We start from the raw sequence: 20,235 nt of genomic DNA, 5'->3' as shown, positions 1-20,235 counted from the left end.
CGGAGCATGATTACCTCTTCAAGACGCAGCTTCTTCATGCTCACCCCAGCGGAGTCACTCCTCACAGCTTCAACACAAACCTACACTTGTAAGGGGACGGTCTACCACACTCTCATAATTCAAGGGGGCGAGGATCTCAGCAATGACTGATCGAAAGACTTGTGTGTATACGGTAGACTTCGTGAGGAGGGCAACTCCGTTTTGTAATGACCGACCTTATTCGATTCATGATCCTTAGCGCGATCGTTCCAAGAGGTGGTTTCTTTAGATCATCGCTCTACAGTTGCCGTCAGCGTCTTAAATTCTTCGGTCTCCCGCAAGTTATCAAAGGCTAAATCGGTCAGGGCAGACCCTCGTAAATCAGCATTCAGATCGATCGCTCGTCTTAAATTCGCCAATGCCTGCTCAAGGTTGTCTTGCATTGCGTAACAGGTTGCCAATCCGTAATAAACCTCGACAGCAACAGGAGCAAGTTCTATGGCGCGGTTATAGCTGGCGATCGCGTCTTCATAACGCTGAACTTTCTTCAGAATGCGACCTTGCAGCATCCAACTTCGCCAAGCATCTGGGAAAATATCAGCGATCGCTTCGGCATCCTTTAAAGCCTTCTCGTAGTTCTCTCGTCGCTCAAAAAACAGCAGTTCCTCTTCCCATGCCATAAATGAGTCTGTGTCGCTATCAACCGCCTCGTCATAAGACTTTTCAGCGTCGTCATATCGCTCCAGCTTTTCAAGCAGTTTGGCTCGATTGATCCAAACGATCGTCGAATCTTCCAAGTTCAGCACTCGATCCAAATCAGACAAGGCATCTTCATAGCGCTCTAGTTGTTCTAGCGCGACGCTTCGAGCCATTAAATACATCGGGTTTGGGGTTAAGTCGATCGCTCGATTCAACGACTCGATCGCCTCCTCGCCTCGCTGCTGACGAACTAAATACATCCCTCGAAAAAATTGGATGCCCTCATTATTGGGCAATGCTTTTAGCGCTTCGTCATAGCAAGCGAATGCTTCATCTTGACGATCGAGTTCCTCTAAGGCAGTCGCTTTAAAGAACCATCCTTCTAAGTCTTGTGGCTTGAGCTTAATCACTTTGTTGAACGCCGCGATCGAGCCTTCAAAATCCTTTAGATCCATCAAGACTTTGCCCTTGCCCGTCCAAGCTTCCACATAATTAGACTTGAGCTTGGTGGCTTTGTCATAAGCAACGATCGCTTGCTTAAATTGCTTCCACTCAGCGAACGTTTCTGCTTTTTTTAACCAGCCGACATGCTGCCCTGAGTTCGCCATAATTTTGACCTCCGAAGAACACGTTTGCTTAGTTTACAAACCTACGAGACGGCTGTGATGAAAAACTTTGCTTTTTGGTATGACGGCAGGTTGATTGAGGGCAGAAATTTAGAACTGGCGATCGACAATCCCGGCTTAATCTACGGAGCCACTGTTTTCACAACTCTGCGAGTTTATGACTCTCTCGACCATCCGCTCACCCATTGGACAGAACATCAAGCTCGGCTGCAATCCAGTTTAGAGGCGTTCGACTGGTTACAGCCAAACTGGGAACGAGTTCGTCACGGGGCAGACTTATTAGCCGCTCAATTTCCCGTGCTTAGAATCGTCATCTTTGCCGATGGGCGAGAGTGGATTACCGGACGATATTTGCCGCCCGATTTAGCTCAACGTCAGCAAAACGGCATCATTGCTAAAGTCGCCGAATCTCACTTGCAGCGATCGCTGCCCAGCCACAAAACCGGAAACTATCTCGCTTCGTGGCTGGCACTTCAGCAAGCGCAGCGATCGGGCGCACAAGAAGCCATTCTCACCGACGACACGGGCAACTGGCTCGAAACCAGCACCGGAAATCTCTGGGGTTGGCGCAGTGGAGCTTGGCACACTCCTCCCCTACAAGCAGGAATTCTCCCCGGAATTTTGAGAAACCAACTCATCCACAAACTGAGATGGCACAATGAAGAAGTCATCGAAAAACCCTGGGACGCTGAGTTGATCGAGACGTTTGCGGCGATCGCTTACACCAATTGCGTGATGGAAGTCATTCCAATTCACACAATTCTGAGAGGTGTCGACTCACGACTCTATGACCCAGCCCATCAGAGTTTTCAGAGATTGAAGGGGCTTTTCTTCACCTAATGCCTCAGAAGATTCTCACAGTGAGTTAATATTAATTAACATAACAAAACTGAGACTCTCCTCATCCCTAACGCTAGGAGGAATACCGCTGGTGAACAAACGCTGGAGAAACGCAGGACTGTACGCGCTCCTGGCAATCGTTGTCATTGCATTGGCAACCGCATTTTTTGACAAACAGCCCGCACCAGGAGTCACCTGGCGCTACAGCCAATTTGTCCAAGAAGTTCAAACAAATAAAGTTGAGAAAGTTAGCATCAGTGCCGATCGCAGCATTGCACGGGCACAGCTTCAAGATGGCACTTATGTTCGGGTAAATCTTCCCAGTGACCCCGATCTAATCAATATCTTGATTAAGAATAACGTTGATATTTCAGTGCTGCCTCAGCAAGACGAGAGCTTCTGGCTGAGAGCGCTGAGTAGCCTATTCTTCCCTGTTTTGCTGCTGGTGGGTCTATTTTTTCTACTGCGTCGCGCTCAAAATGGTCCCGGCAACCAGGCGATGAACTTTGGCAAATCAAAAGCCAGAGTGCAAATGGAGCCACAAACTCAGGTCACGTTTGGCGATGTCGCTGGCATTGACCAGGCAAAACTAGAGCTTAATGAAGTTGTGGACTTCTTGAAAAACGCCGATCGCTTTACCGCAGTCGGTGCCAAGATTCCCAAAGGCGTGCTGCTCGTCGGACCTCCTGGAACGGGTAAAACCCTTCTAGCAAGAGCCGTTGCGGGTGAAGCGGGCGTTCCCTTCTTCTCGATCTCTGGCTCTGAGTTTGTCGAAATGTTTGTTGGGGTGGGTGCATCCCGCGTCCGTGACTTATTTGAGCAAGCTAAGACCAATGCGCCTTGCATCGTCTTCATTGATGAAATCGATGCCGTTGGTCGTCAACGGGGCGCTGGTTTGGGCGGCGGCAACGATGAGCGGGAGCAAACCCTCAACCAGTTGCTGACCGAAATGGATGGCTTTGAGGGCAACACCGGAGTGATCATCATCGCGGCAACCAACCGCCCTGATGTCTTGGATGCTGCACTCCTACGTCCGGGTCGGTTTGACCGTCAAGTAGTCGTCGATCGCCCCGACTATGCAGGTCGCCTCGAAATTCTCAACGTTCACTCTCGTGGCAAAACGCTGTCAAAAGACGTTGACCTTGAGAAAATTGCCCGTCGGACTCCTGGCTTTACGGGTGCTGATTTGGCAAACTTGTTAAACGAAGCCGCCATTCTAGCCGCTCGTCGCAACCTGACTGAAGTTTCGATGGATGAAGTCAACGACGCGATCGATCGCGTCCTGGCAGGTCCTGAGAAGAAAGATCGCGTCATGAGCGAGAAGCGCAAGGAGTTAGTCGCTTATCACGAAGCAGGTCATGCCTTGGTCGGTGCTTTAATGCCCGACTACGACCCGGTGCAGAAAATCAGCATTATTCCTCGCGGTCGCGCCGGAGGTTTGACCTGGTTTACGCCTAGCGAAGATCGGATGGATTCCGGCTTATACTCCCGCTCGTATCTGCAAAACCAAATGGCAGTAGCTCTGGGCGGTCGGTTAGCTGAAGAACTCGTCTACGGTGAGGAAGAAGTGACGACTGGCGCATCGAATGACCTTCAGCAAGTGGCACGGGTTGCCCGTCAGATGGTGACTCGGTTTGGCATGAGCGATCGCCTCGGTCCCGTCGCATTGGGTCGTCAGCAGGGCAATATGTTTATGGGTCGCGATATCGCCTCTGAGCGTGACTTTTCTGACGAAACGGCTGCCACGATCGATGACGAAGTGCGAAGCTTAGTTGAGCAAGCTTATCGTCGCTGTAAGCAAGTTCTCGTCGAAAACCGTCACGTTTTGAATCAGTTAGCAGAACTGCTGATTGAGAAAGAGACAGTAGACGCGGAAGAACTGCAAGAACTGTTGGCAAACAACGATGTGAAGATGGCATCGATCGCCTAATCGCATTCTCTCACTATCTTTAAAGCGACCCCGAACTCAAATTCAGGGTCGCTTTTTCTGATGCTGAATCTGCCCTCACCCTAGCCCTCTCCTGTGGGGCTTGTCATTACCAACATTTTTAGCTGCCCCCCGCCCCAACCCTCCAGCACAAGTCCTGCAACCTTGACCAGTCTCGCCAAAGCGTTTGCCATCCGGGCTGCCCATCAGATTTGCGACCGATGAACCCGCCCAAGCGGGCAACCGCGCCCCAAAACTCGCCCAGGGTGATCTGGGCAGTCGTCAGCTTGAGGCGAATCACCAACCCTCGCACCATGACGTTTGGCACAACCTCAGTGGCGGGTCGGTGCGGCTAAAAATGTTGGTAACGACACGCTCTAAGGAGAGCGCTAGGGTGAGGGCGAAGGATTCATGCAGGAGGTCTAATGATGGTGAACGATTGTAAAGTATTCTCTGTGGCTAAAGAGTTTTGTGCTTCTACTTAAAACACCCAGTTTTTTTAACAACCAAATTTTTATCTTTATCAGTGAGGATGGTGATATGGCGGTTCGGCTAAAGTCTCTACTCTTGGCATTCAGCTTTTTTAGCGCAGTTCCAGTTCTAGCGCAACCCGCTAATTTTGGCACTCTAACACTGAGTTCTAACAATTCTGCTGGGGCTTTAAACGGCTCGACTGGGGGTTCGACCTCGCTGCCTGCGATCGTCAGCAATAGCGATCGTCACGACAGGAAATGTTTGGGGTTTGGCGATTCCAATCCTGATCATCTGCTGGTTTTGCAAAAGCCTTTCTCAAAGCTCAAGCTAAAAGTCAACAGTGGCGATCAAGAAACCACGATCGTGATTAAAGGCTCTGATAATTCGGTTCGCTGTGGCGATAATGCTAACTCGTCGAATAAAGGGGCGCTACTAGAAGATGGCGACTGGCAAGCGGGCACTTATCAGGTGTGGGTTGGCTCGATCGAGCCTGGAGTCCGCCAAAACTATCGATTGACCGTGCAAGGAAATTAGCCCGATCGCACAAACGCTGTAATTCTCCTACGTTAGGGGACTTTTTTGTGTCAGGGGTTCTCGATTGTTTGGGATTCCACTCTCAACCCTGGGATGAAGCATCTGACAATGGGTACTCTGAGTTCGGAATTGCTGGAAAGATAATTCCGTCTACGTGGGGCACTAAATGGCTAGTTAGTTTGTAGAGTCAGTTAAAAATAACGTGAAGTTTACTGAGGCACCTGCTTAATTCACAGACTCTTCACAGCTTAGGTGTGTTTGATCACCTACTTGTGGCTCATAACTAGATTAGTGTTTATACTCAGTGCCCTCTTAGCTCCTTCATTGTTGATGCTTTTATATGCACAGTGTCTCAGCCACGATTCCGTTTGTTGACCTCTCTGCTCAACATCAGCCCATTCAAGATCAGATCGAGCAGGCGATTCGAGGAGTCATGCAGCGGGGTGATTATATTTTAGGTCAAGCCCTGGCTGAGTTTGAGCAAGCCTTTGCAGCGGCGTGTCGATCGCAGCACGGCATTGGGGTTGCCTGTGGAACCGACGCGATCGCCCTCGGACTTCAAGCCTGTGGCATTGGCGAAGGAGATGAAGTAATTTTGCCCGCCAACACGTTTGTCGCGACGCTGATCGGAGTGCTTCGGGCAGGCGCAACTCCGGTTTTGGTCGATTGCGACGCTAAAACAGCCCTCATTGATCTGGTGGCTGCCGAAAAAGCCATTACGCCCAAAACACGCGCCATTGTTCCGGTGCATCTCTATGGGCAAATGGTTTCACCGACGCTTTTGCGAAATCTCGCCAACACCTATGGTTTGCTGATTTTTGAAGACGCGGCTCAAGCACATCTGGCAGAGCGAGAAGGCTATCGGGCTGGCTCGATCGGAGTCGCTGCCGCCTTTAGTTTCTATCCGGCTAAGAATTTGGGCGCGTTGGGCGATGGGGGAATGGTCGTCACTAACGATGAAACCGTCGCTCAAAAAATGCGATCGCTGCGAAACTATGGGGCTTCTCGCAAATATTTTCACGCAGACTACGGAACTAATAGCCGTCTAGATACGATTCAAGCGGCGGTTCTCAACGTGAAATTGCCTTACCTAACAGAGTGGAACCTCGATCGCTCCCAGATTGCCGAGCAATACAATACGCGGCTCAAACCGCTTTACGCTCAAGGCATTCTCCCCATTCAAAACCAATGTGGAAAAGGACACGTCTATCATCTCTATGTGATCAGAGCACGGGTAGAAAATCAGGATGGCTCGGCGGCGTGTGCGCTCGATCGAGAAACTTTGCAAGAGAAACTCGCGCATCAAGACATTCAAACCGGAATTCACTATCCGATTCCGTGTCATCTTCAGCCTGCATTTAAGAATTTGGGCTATCGAGCCGGAGACTTTCCGATCTCTGAAACGTTGTGTCAAGAAATCTTATCTCTACCGATGTATCCAGGCTTGAGCGATCCGCAAATTCATCGGATTATAGATGTGCTAGAAGCCTCTCTAACCGCTCACTCAGCCCTCAAAATCTCGGCGTAACATTATGCGAATTCGTCTTTCTTCTACGATCGTCGAGCGCTATTGGAGCAACGCCGCCCTGATGGGTTTGCTGACCTTGCTCTATGCGCCGCTCTTGCTGCATTGGGTCGATGGCTGGCTCCGCAAAAACATCAGCATTGAGCACGAATATTTCAGCCACGGCATTATTGGGCTGCCTTTTGCAGCGTATGTTGTCTGGATGAATCGTAAACAGTGGCAGCGAATCGCCGAAAACGATCGGGCGATCGGGCTAGAAAAATTCATCGGCGCACTCTTGCTGCTCGTGGCAGGCGTTTTCTATCTCAGCGGGTTGCCCGACTTTGTAAATCTTTCTCTCCCTTGTTTGCTGACTGGAATTTGTCTGTGGTTAAAAGGGCTACCCGGCTTAAAGCTACAGGGATTTGCCTTGCTGCTGGTGTTTCTGGCAACGCCGAGCGAGATTCCTTATTTGATTGCTCCTTATACCTTGCCACTGCAAAGCTTTATCGCGGGCACAGCGGGCTTTATTCTCAATCAACTCGGTCTCAATGTCACCGTTGAGCAAATCTATTTATATGTAAATGGGCAGATTGTCGAAGTGGCTCCCTATTGTGCAGGACTCAAGATGCTGTTCACCAGTCTCTACGTCGCTTTGATGCTGCTTTATTGGACAAATCTGCTGCGATCGCGCATTGTTTCCATCCTATTTCTGATCAGCACTATCCTGATTAGCATTACCGCTAACATCCTTCGCAACACGCTCCTCACCTACTTTCACGGCACTGGACGCGATCAGGCGTTTGGCTGGCTGCATGAAGGGTGGGGCGGAGATGTCTATTCTGCTCTGATGTTGGGCTTGCTCGTCGTGCTGATTGGGGCGATCGACAAACGTTTTTCTCCGACTGACTAGGCTGCAACTCTGTTCTATTTTTTTGCGATGATGATCTCCCTCCGCAAGTCTCTGCGTCTCCAATCATCTAAAGCCGTGCTGCTCGTGCTGCTGCTGGTTCTCGCCGCGATCGGAGCCGCTCCTGGCTATCTGTCAGGTAAGTGGCGCTGGTCAGAGCCTCCCAAGGTGGCAACCCTGTCGCAACTCACTAAGCTGCGTCAGGTCGGATTGCAGATTCCAGGATGGCAGGTGATTGATCGCAAAACTCCGCAGGTTGGAGAACACAAATGGTTGATGCAAGAAATCACCAACGCCAACAAAGACAAAGCGATCGTGCTGTTGTTTCCTCAAAAGGGCAATCGAGAACAGCCCGAAGTCGAATGGAGTGATGTCAATGGCTTTCAAAACTGGGAAACGGACTCCGATCGGTCAGTTGACTTCACCGTTAAGAATCCCGCGACGAAAGTGACGGCTCAATTCTTTCGAGGTCTGACTAAGCGACAGCGAGGAAGTGCTCAAGAGACAAGGCGGCAGACTTACGCCGTTTTGCAATGGTATGCCTGGTCAACAGGCGGACATCCGGCACCGAGCCAGTGGTTTTTTGCCGATCGAGCCGCTCAGTGGCAAAATCGCCGCATTCCCTGGGTGGCAGTCAGCATTTTAGTGCCGATCGAGCCGCTTGACACGATCGAGCAACATTGGTCAGAAGTCGAATCGTTGGCTCAGACCATTCAATCAACTTTGATGTCGAGCGTTTTGCGTCCTTAACAGCAACTTAAAGCATCTGTCTAAAGTCAGGGAGATACAATAGCGACAGCTTAGAGGATGCCTGAAACGTGCCAATTATGACCCCAATCGTCCTGAATCGTCAGATCACAGCGCTATCTCTCGCGAGTGTCTACTCGGCTACATCCGCGTTGCCGTTTGCAATTTTGCTTTGGGCGATCGGGGTTCAGTCTCCTCAAGTTGTCCTGAGTCAAACATCTTTGCCACCCGCTACCAAACCTACGATCGTGCAACCGACTCCAGTTGCGCCCCCCAGCTCGTTTAATTTGTATCGACTGGGAGCCGGAGATGCCGTTGGGGTAGTGGTTCAGAGATTTCCTGATTTGAATTTTCAGGCAGTGATTGATCAAGACGGAAATATCACCACACCTCTGTTAGGCAAAGTCACGCTTCAGGGGTTGACGATCGACCAAGCTCAAGAGAAAGTTCGGCAGGGCGTTAACCGATATGTGATTGACCCGATCGTCCTATTGGCACTGACCAATCAGCGTCCGGTGCTGGTGACGCTGACGGGAGAAATCTCTCGCCCAGGGGTTTATCCAGTTCCAGCGCCAAGCCGGATTTCATCAGCGCTTCTCAGTGCAGGCGGGGCAACCCAGACGGCAGACCTACGATCGGTGATTGTACGGCGTACTTTGAATGATGGCTCGACCTTAGAAGAAAAGCTAGATCTGGTTTCTCCCCTCAAAAACGGCACGGCTCTCCCCGATTTGCGCTTGCAGGATGGCGATGTGGTGGTGGTTTCTAAACTAGAGCCGGGAGCCGATAAAGATTACGATCGGGGGTTAGTGGCACGATCGACCCTGGTAAAACCCCAAATCTCAGTGCGAGTCTTGAGCTATGCCAGAGGCGGATTAGGCAACGTCGTTCTCCCCAGTGGCAGCACTTTTTTGGATGCACTGACAGCCGCCGCAGTCAGCCCTGACACATCAGATTTGCGAAGAATTGCTCTGATTCGATTTGACCCCATTCAGCAAAAAGCGGTCTCGCGAGAAATCGATGGCAAAAAAGTCATTATGGGCGACCTGGCTCAAAATCTGGCACTCGAAGATAATGATGTGATCGTCGTTGGTCGAAACTTAGTGGGAAGAGTGACTTATGCCCTGAATGTGTTTACACAGCCATTTCGAGATGTGCTGGGATTTTTATTATTCTTTAGAGAACTGGGGAACGGTGCCACTAATCTCTTTGGTCCGACCAACAATCGCAATTAGCAAGTCTTACAATCAGGTTACTGAATACGTTGTGTTCCTATGACTCCGCCCATCGTTAAGCGCTATCTTCTGGCTGTCGATCGTTACAAATGGGCAATTCCAGCCGGGGTGTTTGTCGGCATGGCGGCAGCAGGTGTGGTGGTGTCTCTCCCTGACCCAGCCCCGATTTATCAGGCGAATGCTTTACTCGTTTCTAACCGTCCGCCGATCGCTTTTTCAACGATCGGCACTGAGGTCAGACAGCCGATCGAGACGTTTACCAGCGATTCTCTCGTGCCCAAGGAGATGATCGAAGCGGTTGCTAAAGAAGTGGGCGTTCCGCCGCTAGAGGTGGTGAGAAACACGAAGGTAGAGGTAGACGTGCCGAAAGCGGCAAAGGGGCAAGCGGCTCCGGCGGCTAGCTCGGCTCAAGTCGATGTCGCTTATAGTGATAGCGATCCCAAACGAGCGATCGCGGTGGCTCAACAATTTAGTCAACGCATTGTTGAACAGAGTCGGCTCAACAACTCTGCTCGATTGCGCGCGGTGATCGACTCGATCAATCAGCGGTTGCCCAAGGTGTCAGGTGATTTGAGAGCCTCAGAACGAGTGCTAGAAGAATACGATCGGGTCGAAGGACCTCAACTGATCGCGGCTCAAAACGGGACGCTAATCGGCGCAATTACGGGCAGTGAAAGTCAGCAGCGACAGCTACAGCTACAGCTTGATGGCACCAATGCCCAGATTCGGAGTTTGGAACAGCGACTAGGGCTAGACCCCAATCAGGCGTATGTCTCGTCGGCTCTGAGTGCTGACCCACTGTTAGCTAATTTACGCGCTCAGATTCAGCAAGTCGAGGCGCAGATTTCTCTCAAAGGAAAAGATCTGCGTCCCGAACACCCAGATATGGTGAATCTCCGAAAACAGCAGCAGACGCTAGAGGAGCAGCTTCAAAAACGAGCCGGAGAAGTCGTCGGCGGTGGTGGGGTAGCGGCTCCATTTTCTAGCAGTGTGCGAAAAGACAGCAGCCTCGACCCGGCTCGACAGCAGTTGGCAAATGTCTTAGTCGGGCTAAAGACCCAGCAAGAAGTCTTACAGCAGCAGTTAATTTCAACGGTGCGATCGGAGCAGACTCTGCGCCAACAGTTCTCGATCGTCCCCAATCGCCAGCTAGAGCGCACCCGGCTAGAAGATCAAGTCCGGCTCAAGAAGGCACTCCACGACCAGATGCAGCTCAAATTGGTCGATGCCAAAGCCGCAGAAGCCGAAACGGTGAGCAGTCTCAGTCTTGCTAAAGCGCCCTCACTCCTGCCGACTCCGCCCAAAGTTGGCAAGAGCATTCCGTTAACGCTGGCGATCGGAGGCTTAGTCGGCTTGCTTGTTGGGGGCGGTTTGATCTTCCTGCTCGACACAATGGAGGGCAAATTCTACACCGAGGAAGATTTGCGAGAGGCACTGCGACAGCGAGATGTCACGATTCTGGGTGCGCTTCCGTTGGTGAAAGTTTGGGATATCAAAGACTCGCCTGTTTTAATCAAATCCGACTCGCCTTATTTTGAATATTATGAGCGATTTCGCAGTAAGCTGCGGTTGACAGAAGGCAAGGCGCTGCGAGTGATTTTGTTGACCAGCACGATCGCCGATGAAGGCAAAACAATCAGCGCGTATAATTTGGCGATCGCGTCTGCCAGAGCTGGAAAACGAACGTTATTGATTGAGGCAGATCTGCGATCGTCCTCTCAAGCCAACTATGTGAATCTGGCGGCTGACCCGGATAGCGTCATTGAACCCTTGCGCTATTACGGACAGATTAGTGAGTGTGTCCGTCTCGCGCCGGATGTCGAAAATCTTTATATCGTGCCAAGCGTCGGTCCGCAGCGTCAGGCAGCATCCATTCTCGAATCGAGCGAGATGCGGCGACTGCTCGAAGATGCCAGAGGGCGTTTTGATCTCGTCGTGCTGGATACACCCGCGTTGAGTCAGTGCAATGATGCCCTATTGCTAGAACCCTATAGCGATGGATTGGTGCTGGTCACTCGTCCAGGGGTGACTCAGGAGAGCATTTTGACTGAAGCGATCGACCATCTGACCGAGACAGAAGACCACACGTTACTAGGCGCAATCATTAACGGAGTCGATGTGCAATTCTCTCGTGCCGTTGAGGACGCGATGATGGCTGAGGCGCAAAATTCAGCGATCGATCGTTCTGCGAAAACGTCCACATCGGAAAAAGTGACCACGAGCAATCGACCCTAAAACTCTTGGGAATTCTTTAGGTAGTGTTTTAAAACTCTGATCTTCGTTGCTATCCCGCCCTGAACTGAAGTTTGGGCTGATAGTGGAAAGTCCGTTAAAACGGACTGAACTTCAGTTCAGGGCAAGGCAGAATCGCAGTAAGAGAGGTTTATAAAACACGCCCTAATCTCTATCGAGTCAGCCACCCGATCGCCGTTTCCCAGAGCAGCCAAGCATTCACTCCGGCAATCAGCAAAGCAACTGCCCAACTCAACAGCTTGAGCCAGAAAGGGTTGACAAACGTGCCCATTAGTCGGCGATCGCTCGTAAACATCACCAACGGAATCACGGCAAACGAAAGCTGCAAGCTCAAGACGACTTGACTAAACACCAATAATTTCCCGGTGCTTTGCTCGCCAAAGAAAATGATCGTGATTAACGCCGGGACGAGAGCAATTAACCGAGTGGCGAGACGACGCACCCACGGGCGTAAGCGCAGGTTCAGAAACCCTTCCATCACGATTTGACCTGCTAGAGTGGCGGTCAGCGTAGAACTCTGCCCAGAAGCCAACAGCGCAAACGCAAAAATTGCGCTGGCAGCCCCAACTCCCATCAGAGGCGAGAGCAGCTTATAGGCATCTTGAATTTCAGCCACTTCATAATGTCCACTGGTGTGAAACGTGGCGGCTGCAACAATCAATATGGCTGAATTGATCAACAGCGCAAACCACAGCGCCACCGTCGAATCAAGGGTGCTGAATTTAATCGCTTCCCGCTTCTTTTCGATCGTTGGCTCCCAGGCGCGAGTTTGCACGATCGCTGAGTGCAAATATAAATTGTGCGGCATCACCGTTGCACCCAAAATCGCGATCGCCAAATAAAGCATTTCTGAGTTCTGCACGATCTCTGCTTTAGGAAAATATCCCTGAAGAATGCCCCCAAAATCGGGACGCGAGAAAATTACTTCTGCCAAAAAGCACAGCGCGATCGTGCCAACCAGCGTAATCACCAGCGCTTCGATATAGCGAAATCCTTTCTTTTGCAGCAGCAATAGGACGATTACATCTAGCCCCATTAGGCACACGCCCCACACAAGCGGCAACCCAAACAAAAGCTGTAGGGCGATCGCGCTACCCAATAGTTCTGCGAAATCACAGGCAGCGATCGCCAACTCACAGAGCACCCACAGAATAAACGACACTCTTGGGCTAAATGCCTCACGACACATCTGCGCCAGATCGCGACCCGTCGCGACTCCCAATCTTACGCACAGCGTTTGCAGCAAAATCGCCATCAAGTTAGACAACAAAATCACGCTTAAAAGCGCGTATCCAAATTTCGAGCCGCCTGCAATGTCAGTCGCCCAGTTTCCGGGGTCAACATAGCCAACTGACACCAAATAACCTGGACCTGCGTATGCCAAAAATTTGCGCCAAAAGCCTTTAACACTGGGGACTGGGATGCTGCGATGAACTTCAGAAAGGCTAGGCATCGCAACAGTCTCTTGGAAAGGCATTCACTTAATCTCCTTGACAAAAAAGATTATGAAAAGAATATGAAATCATGATATCGCAAAGAATGGGAGCAGTGGAAGAAGTCGTCATTTCAACGACTGAAATTGCAGATTCACTTCTCACTGCAAACATGAAATTAAGGCTAACACTGGCGATCGAGTCCTACGTCCTTCTTCGGTCGCAAAAAGCACTCTCTAATCGGGAATAGACGCTTGAGAATCACCAGCCTATTCAAACGTGAGTTTTGTGCTTTGGAAACGTGCGGACGAGATACCAGAAAACCGCGACATTCACGACAAAAACAATTGATTTAAGCGCTGAAAAGCCTTTTACTAACTCATAGATTTCGGGTGGAATGCTGATCCCCACCAGCATTAGCACTAGGATGTGCGCCCAGCGTTTTTGATGCCATAGCCCAACCGCCTCGATCGCCGTCACGATCGCGTAAACCATCGCTCCAATCCCGCTAAATTGCAGTGTTCTAGAATCGAAATTAAGAATCTTGTCTAAGACCCATTGAATAATTCCAACTTTGCCTTCAAGCTCGTAATTTTCAGCAAAATCCTGAAGCCCTTCGTAGTTCTTCATCGCTAACAAGAGCGCGATCGCCGTCACCATCAGCAGCGAGGCAACGAACATTTTATAAAACACAATGGCAACCAAGCCAAATGGACGCTTCTGCAAGTGACCTCCTAAGATTTGGGGGCATTGCTAAATCGATCTATGAAGCACAGATTTTACCCTCACCCTAGCCCTCTCCCTGGGGAGAAGGGACAAGATTTCTGGCTCCCTTCTCCCCAGGGAGAAGGGTTGGCGAGGGCTTGCCCCACTTCGTGAGAAGGGCAATTCATAGTTGTATTCAGCAACGCCAATTTGGGCTACGCTTCCTTCCTATTCTGCATCTATTGACAGACACCTCTCACGGTATGATATAGCCCGCAGAGGAGGATCGAGGATGACTAAGAGTCCTGATTTCACCCTCGATTCCTGATTCCTTTATAAAACCCTCATGGCACAGCAATATCGCATTACGCTTCTTCCTGGCGACGGCATCGGTCCCGAAATTATGGCGGTCGCGGTTCAAGTTCTCAAAATCGTTGGTGAGAAATTTGATCTGACATTTGCGTTTCAAGAGGCGCTGATTGGCGGGGCGGCGATCGATGCCACGGGCGAACCACTTCCCGCAGAGACGTTAGAGCAATGCAAAACCTCTGACGCAGTGCTACTAGCCGCGATCGGGGGCTATAAATGGGACACACTGCCCCGTCATCTGCGTCCTGAAACTGGGCTGTTAGGGCTGCGATCGGAATTGGGCTTATTTGCAAATCTGCGTCCGGCGACCATTTTGCCGCAGTTGATCGATGCGTCTTCTCTCAAGCGCGAAATCGTGGAAGGAGTCGATATTATGGTCGTGCGAGAACTGACAGGCGGCATTTATTTTGGGCAACCGAGAGGGATTTTCACCACTGAAACGGGTGAAAAGCGCGGGGTCAACACGATGGCATATACCGAGTTGGAAATCGATCGCATCGGGCGAGTCGCCTTTGAGACGGCGCAAAAGCGCAGCAAACGGCTCTGCTCAGTCGATAAATCTAATGTGTTAGAAGTGTCGCAACTGTGGCGCGACGGCATCACTGCCCTGTCAGCCGACTACCCTGATGTTGAGTTGTCTCATTTATATGTCGATGCGGCTGCTATGGAGTTAGTCAGACAGCCGAGGCAGTTTGATACGATCGTCACGAGCAATCTATTTGGCGATATTCTCTCCGATACCGCCGCCATGCTGACTGGAAGCATCGGTATGTTGCCGTCTGCCAGTCTAGGAGCCGCTAGTCCGGGCGTTTATGAACCTGTCCACGGGTCTGCGCCCGACATTGCAGGGCAAGACAAAGCCAATCCGCTTGCACAAGTTTTTAGTGCGGCAATGATGCTGCGTTATGCACTCAATCAACCTGCGGCAGCCGATGCCATTGAGCAAGCCGTTCTAACCGTCTTAGACCAGAATTATCGAACCGGAGACATCATGTCTGAGGGCAAAACTTTGGTTGGTTGTCAGGCAATGGGCGATGCGTTGATTAAAGCGCTTTAGAGATAACGAATATTTTTTCGTGCCAATCTCATTTTTTGCAATAGGATACAGTCGGAACGTCAATTGAGGGGAGTGCTGGTGACTAACACGATCGAGCAAGTAGGTGTGGGCGTGGACGATGAGAACATGGCGGCGTATGTAGATCCGGCAGTAGTCCGATCGGCGCGGCTGATTTATCAGATTTATTATGAAGTGCATCCCGAATTGACGGAGCCGCCCTTAGGGGTCGCCATTAATCGGTTGACCCATCGAGGCAAACTGATCTTTACAGGCAAGGCGATTTTGTTGCCCCAAGAATGTTTTGTGCCGTTTGAATGGATCGAGTCAGACGCTTATTAAAGGCTACTGGGTTTGAGTGACCTATCGTGAGGTGGGGAAGATTAGTAAAGAAAGTCGATTCGATGCAACTTTGAATTCTGCCCCCGACTCCTCATGGATTTCTTACTGGCTCTTCCTATCTCTCTGATCGTGTTTTGGCTCGGAGCCTCGATCGGCAGCTTTCTCAATGTCGTGGTCTATCGTCTGCCTGCCGGATTGTCGCTGCTCTATCCACCGTCGCGCTGCCCTCATTGTCTGACTCGTCTGCGAAAACGGGAAAACGTGCCTGTTCTAGGATGGCTCTGGCTGAAAGGTCGCTGTAGTCACTGCAAAAGCCCAATTTCTCCCCGCTATCCGATCGTCGAAGCCGCAACAGGCATTCTGTTCTTGCTGACGTTTTGGACGTTCGGCTTCTCGATCGCCACGATCGGCTACTGGATATTTTTAAGCTGGCTCCTCGCACTGTCCTTAATTGATTTGGACACGATGACGCTCCCCAACTCCCTGACTCGATCGGGATTAATTTTAGGATTAGCCTTTCAGGCAGTCTCAGGATTTGCGATCGCGTCGAGTCTAACCGGAGCTATTCAATCCCTCATTGCCGGGGTCATTGGCGCAGTGCTAGGAGTTTGGCTCCTTGATGCCATCTCACTCGGAGGCTCGATCGTGCTCGGTCAACCCGCAATGGGCGCAGGCGATGCCAAACTTGCCGCGATGATGGGCGCTTGGCTCGGCTGGAAGCTGCTGCTGATCGGCGGATTTTTGGCGTGTGTGATGGGGGCGTTTGTCGGCGGAGGCGCGATCGCATTGGGGTTGATCAGTCGTCGTCAGCCTATTCCATTCGGTCCGTTTTTGGCATTGGGAGCCGCTCTGAGTGTCTTTTTTGGTGAGGCTCTGGTGTCAGGCTATCTCCGACTGTTTTTTCCCACGCTCTAGCCTCTATTGTGAGAATGCCTTTGCTAAGGTGCAGCTAGTGCGGTATATCGCAGTCGGGTTGAGGAGTTTGATAACCATCTGGTTTGAGAAAAGCAATGCACGGCGATCGACTAAGCCTAATGAAAAAACGATCGCGCCTCAGCGGTCAACAGATGTGAAACGATCGTCTTTAACCAAAACCAGACAGACGATCATGTTTTTTCAGACTAAATTAGGGCATTTGTTATGCCAATAGTCCGGACTGTTGTTCTTCACTACTTTGAATGAGAACCAGGTAGAGCTTTAATGGTATTGGACGATAGTTAGGGAAGTTTGCTTAGTAGCACGCCTTCTTCCCAGGCTATCCTTATGGAGATTGTTGCCTCATAACCTGGAAATGACAGGCAGCATCAAGGTGAACGATTTTTTGAGCAAGAGATCAACGCCGCTATTTCATCCACTTTTCGATCTCCTCCTCATTAGCACTCCTCCATCTGTAAATGCCCAGATATTTCGCTTATTCTGAGAACCATAGCTAATGTGAATGCGGCGGTCACGAAGTGTCTCGGAACGAGAATCGCATCCATAGTAGTACAGTGAGCCAAACGGCAATTGCTGTTCCAAAATCCACTCTACGAAGCGATCGCTCCCCAACTCCACAATCCGAAAATCACAAGCAGCACCTACGAGATCACAGTAATATTTGCCATCCCGATTCACCTCATGCGCCATGTGCTGATCGCGATTAGGATCAATTCGACCATTCTTCATTCCTGTCTCCGGGTCTTTCTGGCTCAGAAACCGCTTCAAATCTTTTGAGCAAAAGCCATACGTGAGCTGGAATCGCTCTTTGCTGAAGTGGTCAATCACTGGATCAAGAATATGCTGGCATAGAGTCTCTAAGGCTGGAATCGTCTCTCTTAGATTTTTGGGGTACGGGTCAATGCGAGCACAGACCTACCGAAGCTATCGGCATACTTTCGGTAGGTCTGTGTGCAAGTGCAGAATTCCTGCAAAGTGAGGTACTTTCCCAACAGTTTTTTGTGCACTCAATCACAAGCCTCTTGAATTGGGCATCCTCATTCTGTATAAAGTTCCAAATTCTCTCAACACAGTATGGCTGCCTTCCTGACAAAATCCAACTTCATGAGTGGTCTGCAATGCCACAAGCAGCTTTGGCTGGAAGTTGATGAGCCACGTCAAATCTTCTAGCAAAGTCAAAGACGAACATCACTGGGATGTTGCCGTTCAAAGATACGTCTTGAGCGGTGTCGGTCTGCCCATCGGTTCAACCAAGCTGATGCACATCAACACACAGACCTGCTTATTCCCAGATCTGACAGACCTCTTCACGATCGTAGATATCACAGCCGAAGTCGATCTACTCCTGCCTGAGATCTCTGACAAACTGCGCCAACTCAGAGCGATCTTAACTGAGAATTTAGAGCCGACATTGGCGATCGGCAAACACTGTGCTAACCCCAACCCTTGCCCTTTCACGCAAGCTTGCTGGCAGCAAGTCCCTGAAGTCTCCATCCCTCGCTTGGACTGGAAGAAGAAAGACATGCTGCTTGCTCAAGGGGTATTGGCGATCGTCGACCTTCCACTCAACTACCCTCTGTCAGAAAACCAGCGTACTTACGTTGATAGCACTTTCAGCAATCAGCCTGTCGTGGATAGAGCGGCGATCGCTGTCAGCCTTACTGAACTCACCTACCCCGTCCACTTCTTCGACTTTGAATCTCAGAACCCCGCCATTCCTAGATTTGACGGTTTGAAACCCTACGAACAGTTTCCCTTCCAGCACAGTTGTCACGTCCTCCACGAAGGTGGGCAGGTTGAACACTGGGAATATCTCCACTGCGATTCACAAAACACTGATTCAGTGTGTCTCTATCCCTAATTCTGATTTGGGCTGAATCAGTCTGCTGAAGCCTCGTCAATCCCATAGTTGATGAAGAGAGCTTAAATCCTAGTGTCAAGGGCTTTGGCTAACTTTTGAATGCTTTCTAGAGAGGGATTGCGATCGCCCCGTTCAATATCTGAGATGTAGTTCCGATGCAAGCCTGCGCGCTCAGCCAAATCCTCTTGAGAGAAGTCAAGTTCACGCCTCCGCTTCCTAACCGCCCTACCAAATAGCCACTTAACGTAAGAGCGCTCATTTTCTTTCACGTCAGCATCCTAGAGGAATAAATATGCAGAGTCTATAAACTATAAGTGTTTCAATACAATACTCCGGACATTTTTCGAGACAGAGGCTGAAACTCGTATTCCACCGTTAGTATTTGCCTCAGTGGTGATGCTGAAACTCGCATTCCACCGTTAGCGAATTAAAATTGTCCGAACTATTGCTGTTTGATACGTATGAGGTGACGGAGGACTCCCTCTCTCGCCGCGCAGTCATTCACCTGCTGAAGAATGGGGGTGAGGTCAATGAAGAGATAGAAGACCCGGAGAAATTGCAGCAGAGATTGGTAACAAAAAGGGAAGAGATTCAACGTTTGGAAGCACAACTAGCAAGTCGTTTACCGAAGGGGCGAGAACCCAACAGGTGAGCAAGCTAACAACTTCTTACAAGAAGCCATTCAATTTCCAGAGCATCCAAACTGCTACTCAGAGTTATTCTTGTTTAATATCTTCTACCACTATGCACTGCTGCCAATGCCCTCTGTGCAGTATGCCGTTTACTTGCTTCAGATGATTTTAATTGAATCAAAAGGTGTTGAGTCAGAATTTTTAGCGTGGCAAGAAGCAATGACTGAACGGCTTACCAATGCGGCAAAAATACCCAGCTCTTTACTATATCCCCTGATCTTCGGCAGTCCAGGTGACCTTTGCTGATCATTTGAACAAAGGAGAAAAATCAACACGATTCTGAGCTTGGGAAACCAGGCGAAAGTACTAAGGATCGTGAATTAAATAGCCTGTAAAACTTGTAGGCGGCTTCCGCCCTCCTCATGAAGTAGGGCAAGCCCTCGCCAACCCTTCTCCCCAAGGAGAAGGGAGCTAGAGTCTCAGTTCCCTCTCCTTGGGGAGAGGGCTAGGGTGAGGGCAGAAAATTGCACCTTAATCAATCCACGTTCCTAAGTCGAGAAGCCGTCCATGAAGACGCAAGAGAAGTCAGCTTAAAACGCGATCGGAAGAACGAATCTATGTACGTTTCAAGTGATTAGGCGATTACAAGTTCAAGATTGCCTACGATCGCCGTCAACGACCAAAACTTCAACGATTCACTACGGATTGGCTAGCTCACAAAAAAGTTGGATAAAGAGAAAAATTATTCCTTAGGACTATTTTCTTTACGTTCAGCAAAACTAATTTAGCAAGAGGATAAGCAGTTACTTCACAAGAAGAAAGAATCTAAACAAGAGAGTTCCGAGAAATTGGATACCTTATCACAAGAATCCATTCCGCCTTGGAAAACTCATCGTCTATATCTCCAATGCTCGATCGACTCAGATTTACTGACAGCAGAAGGAACTGAGAAAGTCCGACCAAGAAAGATTAGTGAAACAAGGAAAACCCTTGATAATGCCAGAAAGAAAGAGCAAGAGCTTCTGGTACAAACGTTTAGAAGTGACCTGACTGAGCAAGACAAACAGGAACTTGAGAAGGGTGCGACCTCTATTTGATACTATTAGAGGGCAACGGAAAAGCCGTATTGATTCAGTTTGTTCCAGAATTGATCCCAACGCGTTGAGGTCAAGACC

At 50.0% G+C, this 20,235-nt stretch carries 18 protein-coding genes; 12 read left to right on the top strand and 6 right to left on the bottom strand.

Annotated features, from left to right (window positions below; genetic code table 11):
- Positions 1-269 precede the first annotated feature (269 nt).
- Positions 270-1,286: a tetratricopeptide repeat protein gene (locus A8707_RS22535; protein WP_068819429.1), complete on the bottom strand. Its 1,017-nt coding sequence runs from the start codon at positions 1,284-1,286 to the stop codon at positions 270-272.
- A gap of 57 nt (positions 1,287-1,343) precedes the next feature.
- On the opposite strand from A8707_RS22535, the gene A8707_RS22530 reads away from it, so the two are divergent.
- Positions 1,344-2,144 (top strand): aminotransferase class IV, encoded by an 801-nt coding sequence (locus tag A8707_RS22530; protein WP_068819428.1) that lies wholly within the window; start codon positions 1,344-1,346, stop codon positions 2,142-2,144.
- 91 nt (positions 2,145-2,235) lie between these two features.
- Positions 2,236-4,074 (top strand): ATP-dependent zinc metalloprotease FtsH3, encoded by a 1,839-nt coding sequence (gene ftsH3, locus A8707_RS22525; RefSeq protein WP_068819427.1) that lies wholly within the window; start codon positions 2,236-2,238, stop codon positions 4,072-4,074.
- 118 nt (positions 4,075-4,192) lie between these two features.
- Here ftsH3 and A8707_RS30365 read toward each other — a convergent pair whose 3' ends face one another.
- Positions 4,193-4,399 (bottom strand): IS4 family transposase, encoded by a 207-nt coding sequence (locus tag A8707_RS30365; RefSeq protein ID WP_156518825.1) that lies wholly within the window; start codon positions 4,397-4,399, stop codon positions 4,193-4,195.
- Between the two features lie 212 nt (positions 4,400-4,611).
- Here A8707_RS30365 and A8707_RS22515 point away from each other — a divergent pair, with 212 nt between their 5' ends.
- From A8707_RS22515 to A8707_RS22490, 6 genes are all read left to right on the top strand, one after another.
- Positions 4,612-5,079 carry a hypothetical protein gene (locus tag A8707_RS22515; RefSeq protein WP_068819425.1) on the top strand — a complete coding sequence of 156 codons (468 nt, stop codon included), beginning with the start codon at positions 4,612-4,614 and terminating at the stop codon, positions 5,077-5,079.
- A 340-nt stretch (positions 5,080-5,419) separates the two neighbouring features.
- Positions 5,420-6,607, top strand: coding sequence for a DegT/DnrJ/EryC1/StrS family aminotransferase (locus A8707_RS22510; protein ID WP_068819424.1), 1,188 nt, complete (start codon positions 5,420-5,422; stop codon positions 6,605-6,607).
- Between the two features lie 4 nt (positions 6,608-6,611).
- Positions 6,612-7,496 (top strand): cyanoexosortase B, encoded by an 885-nt coding sequence (gene crtB, locus A8707_RS22505; RefSeq protein ID WP_068819423.1) that lies wholly within the window; start codon positions 6,612-6,614, stop codon positions 7,494-7,496.
- Positions 7,497-7,523: 27 nt separating this feature from the next.
- Positions 7,524-8,243, top strand: coding sequence for a cyanoexosortase B system-associated protein (locus A8707_RS22500; RefSeq protein WP_197484970.1), 720 nt, complete (start codon positions 7,524-7,526; stop codon positions 8,241-8,243).
- Positions 8,244-8,320: 77 nt separating this feature from the next.
- Positions 8,321-9,475: a polysaccharide biosynthesis/export family protein gene (locus A8707_RS22495; protein ID WP_082906463.1), complete on the top strand. Its 1,155-nt coding sequence runs from the start codon at positions 8,321-8,323 to the stop codon at positions 9,473-9,475.
- 39 nt (positions 9,476-9,514) lie between these two features.
- Positions 9,515-11,710, top strand: a complete 2,196-nt coding sequence (locus A8707_RS22490) for a polysaccharide biosynthesis tyrosine autokinase (RefSeq protein ID WP_068819422.1) — start codon at positions 9,515-9,517, stop codon at positions 11,708-11,710.
- Positions 11,711-11,879: 169 nt separating this feature from the next.
- Here A8707_RS22490 and A8707_RS22485 read toward each other — a convergent pair whose 3' ends face one another.
- Both A8707_RS22485 and A8707_RS22480 read right to left on the bottom strand, forming a co-directional pair.
- Positions 11,880-13,181 (bottom strand): Nramp family divalent metal transporter, encoded by a 1,302-nt coding sequence (locus A8707_RS22485; RefSeq protein ID WP_156518826.1) that lies wholly within the window; start codon positions 13,179-13,181, stop codon positions 11,880-11,882.
- Between the two features lie 253 nt (positions 13,182-13,434).
- Positions 13,435-13,887 carry a DUF2127 domain-containing protein gene (locus A8707_RS22480; protein WP_074382558.1) on the bottom strand — a complete coding sequence of 151 codons (453 nt, stop codon included), beginning with the start codon at positions 13,885-13,887 and terminating at the stop codon, positions 13,435-13,437.
- Between the two features lie 325 nt (positions 13,888-14,212).
- Here A8707_RS22480 and leuB point away from each other — a divergent pair, with 325 nt between their 5' ends.
- The 3 genes from leuB to A8707_RS22465 all read left to right on the top strand — a co-directional run bounded on the left by leuB (position 14,213) and on the right by A8707_RS22465 (position 16,546).
- On the top strand, positions 14,213-15,292 hold the full coding sequence (gene leuB, locus A8707_RS22475) for a 3-isopropylmalate dehydrogenase (RefSeq protein WP_068819420.1): 1,080 nt from the start codon (positions 14,213-14,215) through the stop codon (positions 15,290-15,292).
- A 78-nt stretch (positions 15,293-15,370) separates the two neighbouring features.
- Positions 15,371-15,631, top strand: a complete 261-nt coding sequence (locus A8707_RS22470) for a hypothetical protein (RefSeq protein ID WP_231948354.1) — start codon at positions 15,371-15,373, stop codon at positions 15,629-15,631.
- A 93-nt stretch (positions 15,632-15,724) separates the two neighbouring features.
- Positions 15,725-16,546: a prepilin peptidase gene (locus A8707_RS22465; RefSeq protein WP_068819419.1), complete on the top strand. Its 822-nt coding sequence runs from the start codon at positions 15,725-15,727 to the stop codon at positions 16,544-16,546.
- A gap of 432 nt (positions 16,547-16,978) precedes the next feature.
- On the opposite strand, the gene A8707_RS22455 is transcribed toward A8707_RS22465, so the two are convergent.
- Entirely contained in the window at positions 16,979-17,395 is a 417-nt protein-coding gene (locus tag A8707_RS22455) for a hypothetical protein (protein WP_231948352.1), read from the bottom strand.
- Positions 17,396-17,714: 319 nt separating this feature from the next.
- On the opposite strand from A8707_RS22455, the gene A8707_RS22450 reads away from it, so the two are divergent.
- Positions 17,715-18,428, top strand: a complete 714-nt coding sequence (locus tag A8707_RS22450; protein WP_068819417.1) for a DUF2779 domain-containing protein — start codon at positions 17,715-17,717, stop codon at positions 18,426-18,428.
- Positions 18,429-18,490: 62 nt separating this feature from the next.
- Here the strand turns inward: A8707_RS22450 and A8707_RS27155 are convergent, their stop codons facing one another.
- Positions 18,491-18,697 (bottom strand): helix-turn-helix domain-containing protein, encoded by a 207-nt coding sequence (locus tag A8707_RS27155; RefSeq protein ID WP_074382557.1) that lies wholly within the window; start codon positions 18,695-18,697, stop codon positions 18,491-18,493.
- Between the last annotated feature and the right edge of the window lie 1,538 nt (positions 18,698-20,235).

Source organism: Phormidesmis priestleyi BC1401 (genome assembly GCF_001650195.1).
Classification (GTDB): domain Bacteria; phylum Cyanobacteriota; class Cyanobacteriia; order Leptolyngbyales; family Leptolyngbyaceae; genus Phormidesmis_A; species Phormidesmis_A priestleyi_B.
Note: the sequence above shows the minus strand (reverse complement) of the source record. Positions and strands in the feature narration are given on the sequence as shown.

Coding starts and splice junctions, on each gene's coding strand:
- A8707_RS22530 (WP_068819428.1), top strand. CDS start 1,344: ATGAAAAACTTTGCTTTTTGGTATGACGGCAGGTTGATTGAGGGCAGA.
- A8707_RS22450 (WP_068819417.1), top strand. CDS start 17,715: ATGAGCCACGTCAAATCTTCTAGCAAAGTCAAAGACGAACATCACTGG.
- A8707_RS22490 (WP_068819422.1), top strand. CDS start 9,515: ATGACTCCGCCCATCGTTAAGCGCTATCTTCTGGCTGTCGATCGTTAC.
- A8707_RS22510 (WP_068819424.1), top strand. CDS start 5,420: ATGCACAGTGTCTCAGCCACGATTCCGTTTGTTGACCTCTCTGCTCAA.
- A8707_RS22515 (WP_068819425.1), top strand. CDS start 4,612: ATGGCGGTTCGGCTAAAGTCTCTACTCTTGGCATTCAGCTTTTTTAGC.
- A8707_RS22495 (WP_082906463.1), top strand. CDS start 8,321: ATGACCCCAATCGTCCTGAATCGTCAGATCACAGCGCTATCTCTCGCG.
- A8707_RS22535 (WP_068819429.1), bottom strand. CDS start 1,286: ATGGCGAACTCAGGGCAGCATGTCGGCTGGTTAAAAAAAGCAGAAACG.
- A8707_RS22465 (WP_068819419.1), top strand. CDS start 15,725: ATGGATTTCTTACTGGCTCTTCCTATCTCTCTGATCGTGTTTTGGCTC.
- A8707_RS22485 (WP_156518826.1), bottom strand. CDS start 13,181: ATGCCTAGCCTTTCTGAAGTTCATCGCAGCATCCCAGTCCCCAGTGTT.
- crtB (WP_068819423.1), top strand. CDS start 6,612: ATGCGAATTCGTCTTTCTTCTACGATCGTCGAGCGCTATTGGAGCAAC.
- A8707_RS22500 (WP_197484970.1), top strand. CDS start 7,524: ATGATGATCTCCCTCCGCAAGTCTCTGCGTCTCCAATCATCTAAAGCC.
- leuB (WP_068819420.1), top strand. CDS start 14,213: ATGGCACAGCAATATCGCATTACGCTTCTTCCTGGCGACGGCATCGGT.